This is a genomic window from Nocardioides dubius, from assembly GCF_039528155.1.
Lineage (GTDB): Bacteria > Actinomycetota > Actinomycetes > Propionibacteriales > Nocardioidaceae > Nocardioides > Nocardioides dubius.
Map to the genome: position 1 here is coordinate 136,230 of NZ_BAAALG010000006.1, position 8,042 is coordinate 144,271.

The 8,042-nt window shown below is 70.5% G+C and carries 9 protein-coding genes; all 9 read right to left on the reverse strand.

Going from position 1 to position 8,042, the window contains the following annotated elements:
* The coding region (locus ABD151_RS08100; protein ID WP_343993125.1) for a Clp protease N-terminal domain-containing protein at nucleotides 1-1,266 on the reverse strand (1,266 nt) is incomplete at its 3' end.
* Between the two features lie 215 nt (nucleotides 1,267-1,481).
* On the reverse strand, nucleotides 1,482-1,802 hold the full coding sequence (locus ABD151_RS08105) for a histone-like nucleoid-structuring protein Lsr2 (protein WP_343993388.1): 321 nt from the start codon (nucleotides 1,800-1,802) through the stop codon (nucleotides 1,482-1,484).
* Between the two features lie 71 nt (nucleotides 1,803-1,873).
* A complete protein-coding gene (locus tag ABD151_RS08110) occupies nucleotides 1,874-2,647 on the reverse strand; it encodes a type III pantothenate kinase (protein ID WP_343993127.1) in 774 nt (257 codons plus the stop codon).
* 1 nt (nucleotide 2,648) lies between these two features.
* On the reverse strand, nucleotides 2,649-3,572 hold the full coding sequence (gene nadC, locus ABD151_RS08115; protein WP_343993129.1) for a carboxylating nicotinate-nucleotide diphosphorylase: 924 nt from the start codon (nucleotides 3,570-3,572) through the stop codon (nucleotides 2,649-2,651).
* 1 nt (nucleotide 3,573) lies between these two features.
* Nucleotides 3,574-5,256: an L-aspartate oxidase gene (locus ABD151_RS08120; RefSeq protein WP_343993131.1), complete on the reverse strand. Its 1,683-nt coding sequence runs from the start codon at nucleotides 5,254-5,256 to the stop codon at nucleotides 3,574-3,576.
* Nucleotides 5,257-5,278: 22 nt separating this feature from the next.
* Nucleotides 5,279-5,698, reverse strand: a complete 420-nt coding sequence (gene panD / locus ABD151_RS08125; RefSeq protein ID WP_343993133.1) for an aspartate 1-decarboxylase — start codon at nucleotides 5,696-5,698, stop codon at nucleotides 5,279-5,281.
* Nucleotides 5,698-6,597: a pantoate--beta-alanine ligase gene (gene panC / locus ABD151_RS08130; RefSeq protein ID WP_343993135.1), complete on the reverse strand. Its 900-nt coding sequence runs from the start codon at nucleotides 6,595-6,597 to the stop codon at nucleotides 5,698-5,700. Before panC ends, panD begins: the two co-directional genes overlap by 1 nt.
* Nucleotides 6,597-7,535, reverse strand: a complete 939-nt coding sequence (locus tag ABD151_RS08135; protein WP_343993137.1) for a Rossmann-like and DUF2520 domain-containing protein — start codon at nucleotides 7,533-7,535, stop codon at nucleotides 6,597-6,599. The genes panC and ABD151_RS08135 overlap by 1 nt, the downstream gene beginning before the upstream one ends.
* A 251-nt stretch (nucleotides 7,536-7,786) precedes the next feature.
* Nucleotides 7,787-8,042: hypothetical protein (locus ABD151_RS08140; protein WP_343993139.1), on the reverse strand; the 256-nt coding region annotated here is incomplete at its 5' end.

Consider the following 8,042-nt stretch of genomic DNA (forward strand, 5'->3'; position numbering starts at 1 on the left):
GTCGAACTCGCGCAGGTCCGGCGGAGCGGTCATCCGACGGATCCGGAGACGCGAGCCGGCCTCGTCGATCAGGTCGATCGCCTTGTCCGGCAGGAACCGGTCGGAGATGTAGCGGTCGGCGAGCGTCGCAGCGGAGACCAGCGCCTCGTCGGTGATGGTGACCCGGTGGTGCGCCTCGTAGCGGTCGCGCAGGCCCTTGAGCATCTCGATGGTGTGCGCGATCGACGGCTCGGCGACCTGGATCGGCTGGAAGCGGCGCTCCAGCGCGGCGTCCTTCTCCAGGTGCTTGCGGTACTCGTCGAGCGTGGTGGCACCGATGGTCTGCAGCTCGCCACGGGCCAGCATCGGCTTGAGGATGCTGGCGGCGTCGATCGCGCCCTCGGCGGCACCCGCACCCACCAGGGTGTGGATCTCGTCGATGAAGAGGATGATGTCGCCGCGGGTGCGGATCTCCTTGAGCACCTTCTTCAGGCGCTCCTCGAAGTCACCGCGGTAGCGCGAGCCGGCGACCAGGGCACCCAGGTCGAGGGTGTAGACGTGCTTGTCCTTGAGGGTCTCCGGCACGTTGCCCTTGACGATGTCCTGGGCCAAGCCCTCGACGATCGTGGTCTTGCCGACGCCGGGCTCACCGATCAGCACGGGGTTGTTCTTCGTGCGACGGGAGAGGATCTGCATGACCCGCTCGATCTCCTGCTCGCGCCCGATCACCGGGTCGAGCTTGCCCTCGCGGGCGTCCTGGGTCAGGTTGCGACCGAACTGGTCGAGGACCAGCGACGACGACGGGGCGTCGGTCTGGGTCGGGGCGCCGGACGACGCCGCCTCCTTGCCCTGGAAGCCGGAGAGGAGCTGGATGACCTGCTGGCGAACGCGGTTGAGGTCCGCGCCGAGCTTCTGCAGGACCTGGGCCGCGACGCCCTCGCCCTCACGGATCAGGCCGAGCAGGATGTGCTCGGTGCCGATGTAGGAGTGGCCGAGCTGCAGGGCCTCGCGCAGCGAGAGCTCCAGCACCTTCTTGGCGCGCGGGGTGAACGGGATGTGGCCGCTGGGCGCCTGCTGGCCCTGGCCGATGATCTCCTCGACCTGGGCGCGCACGGCCTCCAGGGAGATGTCGAGGGACTCCAGCGCCTTTGCGGCGACGCCTTCCCCCTCGTGGATCAGGCCGAGCAGGATGTGCTCGGTCCCGATGTAGTTGTGCGAGAGCATGCGGGCCTCTTCCTGGGCCAGCACGACAACTCGTCGGGCTCGGTCGGTGAACCGCTCAAACATGTACGCGCCTCGCTATCTGCTGCTTGGTCCGCTGCGCACCTCGGATGGACGTGCGGACAGTGGTACCAACGTCTGGCTCCACCCTACGTGTTCCCGGGAAGCACACCATCCCGGTCCGCTCTCAGCGAACAGACGCGATGCACGTCGGGCATCGCGCCTCGCGAATTGCCGTGTGCCCCCGAGTCCGACGACTCGGGGGCACACGGTGGGGCTGCTCAGTGGGCGGCGTCGTAGGCCTGACGCACCTCGGCCGGAACCCGGCCGCGGTCGGAGAGCTCGTAGCCGTTCTCCCGTGCCCATTCGCGGATGTCGCCTGCGCTCGGACCGCCGGCAGCGGCCTTGCGACCGGCTGCCTTGCGACCGCCGACACGACGTGCGTGGCCGACGTACGGCGCCACTGCATCGCGCAGCTTGGCGGCATTGTCAGCATTCAGGTCGATCTCATACGAGACGCCGTCAATCCCGAAGGTAACGGTCTCCTCGGCTTCACTTCCGTCGATGTCATCGACCAGAACAATGTGAACCTTCTGTGCCATCTGCAAAGACTCCTCAACCCAAGCCGTCGATATGTCTCTGGCATCATTGCACAGGTCTAGTCCGATTGTCGTCAGCCAGCGTTACGCCTGAATACCAATTCCAGTCCGCGCAGCGTCAGCCACGGATCATGGGCAGTGAATGCCGCACATTCACCGATCACCAATGGCGCGAGATGGCCGGTGGCGATCACATTCACCTCGGCCGGATCATGTCCCAATTCCGAGATCATCCTCGCCACCAGTCCGTCGACCTGGGCGGCGACGCCGAAGAGCATCCCGGACTGCAGCGCCTCGACTGTGTTCTTCGCGATCGCCGAGCGCGGCCGCATCAATTCGACCTTGCGCAGCTGTGCTCCGCGGCGGCCCAGGGCCTCGAGCGAGATCTCGATGCCCGGCGCGATGGCTCCCCCGATGTACTGGCCCGCAGCGGTGACGACGTCGAAGGTGGTCGCCGTCCCGAAGTCGACCACGATGCTCGGACCCTGATATCCGCGCGCCGCACCCAGGGCATTGATGATCCGGTCCGTTCCGACCTCACGGGGATTGTCGGTCAACACCGGGATTCCGGTCCGCACCCCGGGCTCGACGACGACGGCAGGACAGGTGCCGAAATGGGTCTCCAGCATCTCGCGCCACTCGTGCAACACCGCCGGAACGGTCGCACAGACGGCGATTCCGTCCACGGAGATCTCCTCGGGCGCCAACAGACCACGCACCAGCAACGCCCATTCGTCACTGGTTCGCCGCTCGTCGGTGGCGACCCGCCAGTGCGCACTGACCTCGCCGTTGTCGATCAGTCCGATGACGGTATGGGAATTGCCGATGTCCGCGGCCAGCAATGCCATCTCAGGCACCGTCCGGGCGAAGGTCCATGCCGATGTCGTAGACCTTGGCCGAATGCGTGAGCGCACCCACCGCGATGTAGTCGACACCGGTAGCCGCGACCTCGGCCGCACTCTCGAGGGTAAGCCCGCCGGACGCTTCCAAGGTGGCGCGCCCGGCGCTGGTGCGGACCGCCTCACGCAGCTGGTCCGGCGACATGTTGTCGAGCAGGATCGAGGTGACCCCGATCTCCAGGAGCTCGCGCAGCTGCTCGAGGGAGTCGACCTCGACCTGGATCAGCAGCGGCGGCTCGACGTGCGCGTAGCGCTCCTGCACTGCACGGTAGGCCGCCACCACCCCGCCCGCGGCGAGCACGTGGTTGTCCTTGATCAGCGCCTGGTCCGACAAGGAGCCACGGTGGTTGACGCCGCCACCGCAGCGCACCGCGTACTTCTCCAGGCGACGCCAGCCGGGGATCGTCTTGCGGGTGTCGCGCACCCGCGCGCCGGTGCCCTCCAGCGCCGCCACCCAGCGGGCAGTCGCGGTGGCCACCCCGGACAGGTGGCACAGGAAATTCAACGCGGTCCGCTCCGCGATCAGCAGGGAGCGGGTCGGCCCGTGCACGGTCAGCACGGTGGTCCGCGCCGCAACCGCGGTGCCGTCGGCGACCGGACGCTCGATCCGCACCTCGGGGCCGACCACGTAGCGGAAGACGAGCTCGGCTACCGCGAGGCCGGCGATGCTGCCCGGCTCCCGGGTCACGAAGTCGGCGACGCCGAGATCGGTGGCCGGGATCGTCGCCGCGCTGGTGACGTCCTCGGTCGGCACGTCCTCGGCGATCGCGCGCACGACGTCCGCGTACACCTCGGCGGCGACCAGTCCCGCAGCCTCGAGCTCGGCGAGCAGCGCGGTCGGCAGCTGGTCGAAGTCGGTGGCGACGATGTCCACGTCAGGCTCCTCGGGAGGTCGGCGAGAGGTCGGAGGCGGCGGCAGGGACGAACGCCTGCGTCAGCTCTCCGGCCAGGAGTCGGATGTCGAAGTGACCGGCGAAGTCGGCGTCGTCGCGCTCGGGGTGGTCCTCACGCCAGTGCGAGCCGCGGGTCTCCTGCCGGGCCAGCGCGCCGGCCCGCAGCGCCAGGCTCAGGGTGAGCACGTTGGTGGTCTCCCAGGCGGTGACGTTGACGTCGCCGACCGGGCGGGTCAGCAGCCCGGTCAGCGCGGCCTGGGCCGCACGCAGCCCTTGATCGCTGCGCAGCACGCCGGCCCGCTCGGTCATGATGCGCTGCAGCTCGCTGCGCAGCTCGCCGTCCACGATGCCGGTCGGGCGCGGGTCGGCCACCGGCTCGGCCCAGGCGGGGAGCTCCGCCGGCAGCACCTCCGCGATCCGCCGGGAGAAGACCAGCCCCTCCAGCAGCGAGTTCGAGGCGAGTCGGTTCGCTCCGTGCACGCCGGAGCAGGCGACCTCGCCGGTCGCGTACAGGCCGGGGATGTCGGTGCGTCCCCACAGGTCGGTGACGACGCCGCCGGAGGCGTAGTGCTGGGCCGGCGCGACCGGGATCAGCTCGGTCACCGGGTCCACCCCATGGCTGCGGCAGGTGGCCAGGATGGTCGGGAAGCGGCGCTCCCAGAACTCCGCACCCAGGTGGCGCGCGTCGAGCCACATGTGCGGGCGGCCGGTCTCCAGCATCCGCCGGGTGATCGCCTTGGCGACCACATCGCGCGGCGCGAGATCGGCGAGCTCGTGCTGCCCCTGGAGGAAGCGGTTGCCCTCGAAGTCGACGAGGAAGGCGCCCTCGCCACGCACCGCCTCGGAGATCAGCGGCTGCTGCCCACGACTCTCCGGCCCGAGGTACATCACCGTCGGGTGGAACTGCACGAACTCCAGGTCGCGCAGCCGGGCGCCGGCGCGCAGCGCGAGCGCCATCCCGTCCCCGGTGGAGACCGCCGGGTTGGTGGACTGGCTGAAGACCTGGCCCATGCCCCCGCTGGCCAGCACCACGGCGCGCGCCCGGACGGCACCGACGCCGTCACGCTGGCCCTCGCCGATCACGTGCAGGGTGACGCCGGCAGCACGGCCCTCGGCGTCGCGCAGCAGGTCGAGGGCCAGCGCGTGCTGGATCACCTCGATCCCGGACGACGCCTCGACGGCGGCGATCAGGGCACGCTGGATCTCCGCGCCGGTGGCGTCGCCGCCGGCGTGCGCGATCCGGTCGCGGTGGTGGCCGCCCTCGCGGGTCAGCGAGAGCACGCCGTCGTGGTGGTCGAAGCGGGTGCCGAGGTCGATCAGCTCCTGCACCGCCTCCGGGCCCTCGGTGACCAGCACCCGGACGGCGTCCACGTCACAGGCGCCGGCGCCCGCGACCAGGGTGTCGTGCAGGTGCTGCTCGGGGGTGTCGCCCGGGCCGAGCGCGGCGGCGATCCCGCCCTGGGCCCACTGGGTGGAGCCGGCCGAGAGGACGTCCTTGGTGACCACGAGGACCCGGGCGCCGTCGTCGTCGGCGCGGTCGCGCAGTGCGCTGTGGATGCGCAGTGCAGCGGTGAGCCCGGCGATGCCGGACCCGATCACCACGACGTCGGCCGTCGTCGTCCAGCCGGGAGCGGGGGCGGCGAGCCGCGCGGGGAGGGTGGTCACGGAGTGTCGGTGGGCCGAGGCGTCAGCGACCGCTGACCAGGTCGCCGCGCAGCAGCCCGCTGCCCTCGGGCGCCTCGGCGGGGTCGAAGCCGGTGGCCAGGATCTTGTTGTCGGCGTCCACGAAGACGACCGACGGCTGGAACTCCTTGGCCTCCTCGGTGGTCATCTGGCCGTAGCCGATCAGGATCACCATGTCGCCGGGGTGGACCAGGCGGGCGGCGGCACCGTTGATGCCGATCACGCCGGAGCCGCGCTCGCCGGCGATGGTGTAGGTCTCCAGGCGGGCGCCGTTGGTGATGTCGACGATGTGGACCAGCTCACCGGCCAACAGGTCTGCGGCGTCGAGGAGGTCTTCGTCAACGGTGACCGAGCCGACGTAGTGCAGGTCGGCCTGGGTGACGGTCGCCCGGTGGATCTTGGACTTCATCATGGTGCGCAGCATCAGCTGTCTCCCTCGGTGTCGTTAGGTGAGGTTCGGGTCGGCGATGGGGCGCCGAGGTGGATGGGCAGGTTGTCGATCAGGCGGGTGGTGCCCACCCGGGCGGCGATCAGGATCCGGCCCTCGCCCTGGGCCGGAGCCGGGCCGAGGTCGGGGTCGGTGACCACCAGATAGTCGAGATCCACGCCGTTGGCCCGGCGCAGCTCGGCACGGCCCGCGCCGAGCGCGGAGTCCGGGCCGAGGCCGGCGTCGCTGATGGCACGGCGCAGGACCCGGTTCAGGGCGACTGCCTGCTCGCGCTCACGCGCGCTCAGGTAACGGTTGCGCGAGCTGAGCGCGAGGCCGTCCGGCTCACGCACCGTCTCGGCACCGACGATCTCGACCCCGAGGCAGAGGTCGCTGACCATCCGCCGGATCAGCACCAGCTGCTGGTAGTCCTTCTGGCCGAAGACGGCGACGTCCGGGCGGACCAGGCCGAAGAGCTTGGCGACGACGGTCAGCACGCCACGGTAGTGACCGGGCCGGGTGGCGCCCTCGAGCACCGATCCGAGTGGGCCCGGCTCGACGGTGACCTGCGGGTCGCCGCCGGGGTAGACCTCGGCGACCGACGGCGCGAAGACGACGTCGACGCCGTGCGCGCCGCAGAGCTCGAGGTCGGCGTCCAGGGTTCGCGGGTAGCGGTCCAGGTCCTCACCGGCGCCGAACTGCAGCGGGTTCACGAAGATCGAGACCACGACGGGGCCGTCGCCGACAGCGGCGCGGGCGGTCTCCATCAGGGCGCCGTGGCCCTCGTGCAGGGCGCCCATGGTCGGCACCAGGCCGACCTGCTGGCCGCGACCGCGGCGCTCGGCGAGCGCCTCGACGAGCTCGGCGCGGGTGGAGACGAGAACAGGGGTGGGCATCAGCCGATCATCCCGTCGATGGTCCAGGGCTCGGTGCCCTGGGCGTTCTGCGGCCAGCGCGCTCCGGCCAGCGCGGCCTCCAGCACCTGCGACATCTTGGCGGCGCGCAGCGGCAGCAGCCGGCCGTCCGCAGCGGCACGGTCCAAGGTGGCGCGCGCCATCGCGACATAGGAGGGCAACGTATGCGGTGCGTTCAGGGTGAGGTCGGCCAGGTGGGCGCGGACGGTCTCCACGTCGCCGCGCACGATCGGGCCGGTGAGCGCGGCGTCGCCCTTGCGCAGCGCGTTGTCGAGGGCGGCCTCCAGCAACGGGCGCAGCGTGTCGGCGGGGTTGTCGCCACCGGCCGCGACCAGCATCTCCATCGCCTCGGCGACCAGGGTGACCAGGTGGTTGGCACCGTGGGCGAGACCTGCGTGGTAGAGCGTGCGGCGCTCCTCGGGCACCCACATCGGGCGGCCCCCGAGGTCGGCGACCAGCGACTCGGCCAGAGCGCGCTCCTCGGTCTCGGCGGTGACGCCGAAGACGCAGCCCGACAGTCGGCTGAGGTCGAGCTCGGTGCCGGTGAACGTCATCGCCGGGTGCACCGCGAGCGGGTGCGCGCCGACCGCACGCACCGGCTCCAGCACGGCGAGGCCGTGGCGCCCGGAGGTGTGTGCGACGTACTGCCCGGCGTGGATCGCGCCGGAGGCCGACAGCATCTCGGCCACATTGGCGAGCATGTCGTCGGGCACGGTCAGCAGCAGCAGGTCGCAGGCCCGCGCGACGGCGCTGGGCTTGGCGATCTCGACGCCGGGAAGCAGGGCAGCGGCCCGGGCACGAGAGGCCTCGGACTCGCCGGCGACGGCCACGATCTCGTGGCCCGCGGCACGGAGCGCCGAGGCCAGGACGGCGCCGACGCGGCCAGCGCCGACCACCCCGACCCGCAGGCGTGCGGTCATCATCTACAGCCTCACGTTTCAGTCCCTCCGACCACCCGCAGGTGCGGGCCGGTGTGGGTACCAGACGGTTTGTTGGTGGCTTGGTTCTGCTGAGTACTGCTACTCAGTGCAACGACGAGGCTACGCCCGCTGATTCCTCCTTGGGAACCGCGGGCGGCGGTGGCCTGAGTCACAACGTCGAGTGGTGCCTGGCTGCACCATCAGGCGTTCGCCGGTGCAGTGCGGCACCACTCGACGTTGGGGGCTGGGTCTTACGCGCCGGCGCGGGCGATGACCCGGTACAGCACCGGGTCCTCATCCCCATACGGCGACAGACCCGTGTCCTCCACCTCGAACAACACCTCACCGAACCCGAACTTCGCCGTCAACGAATCACGGAACTCCACCGCATTCTGAAACCGCCGATAGTGATTGCCATGCACCTTCTGCACCGACTCATCCTTGTCGGTACGGAACTCCGCCGCGAACAGATCACCCGCACGAGCATGCGTCGCGATCGCCGCCATC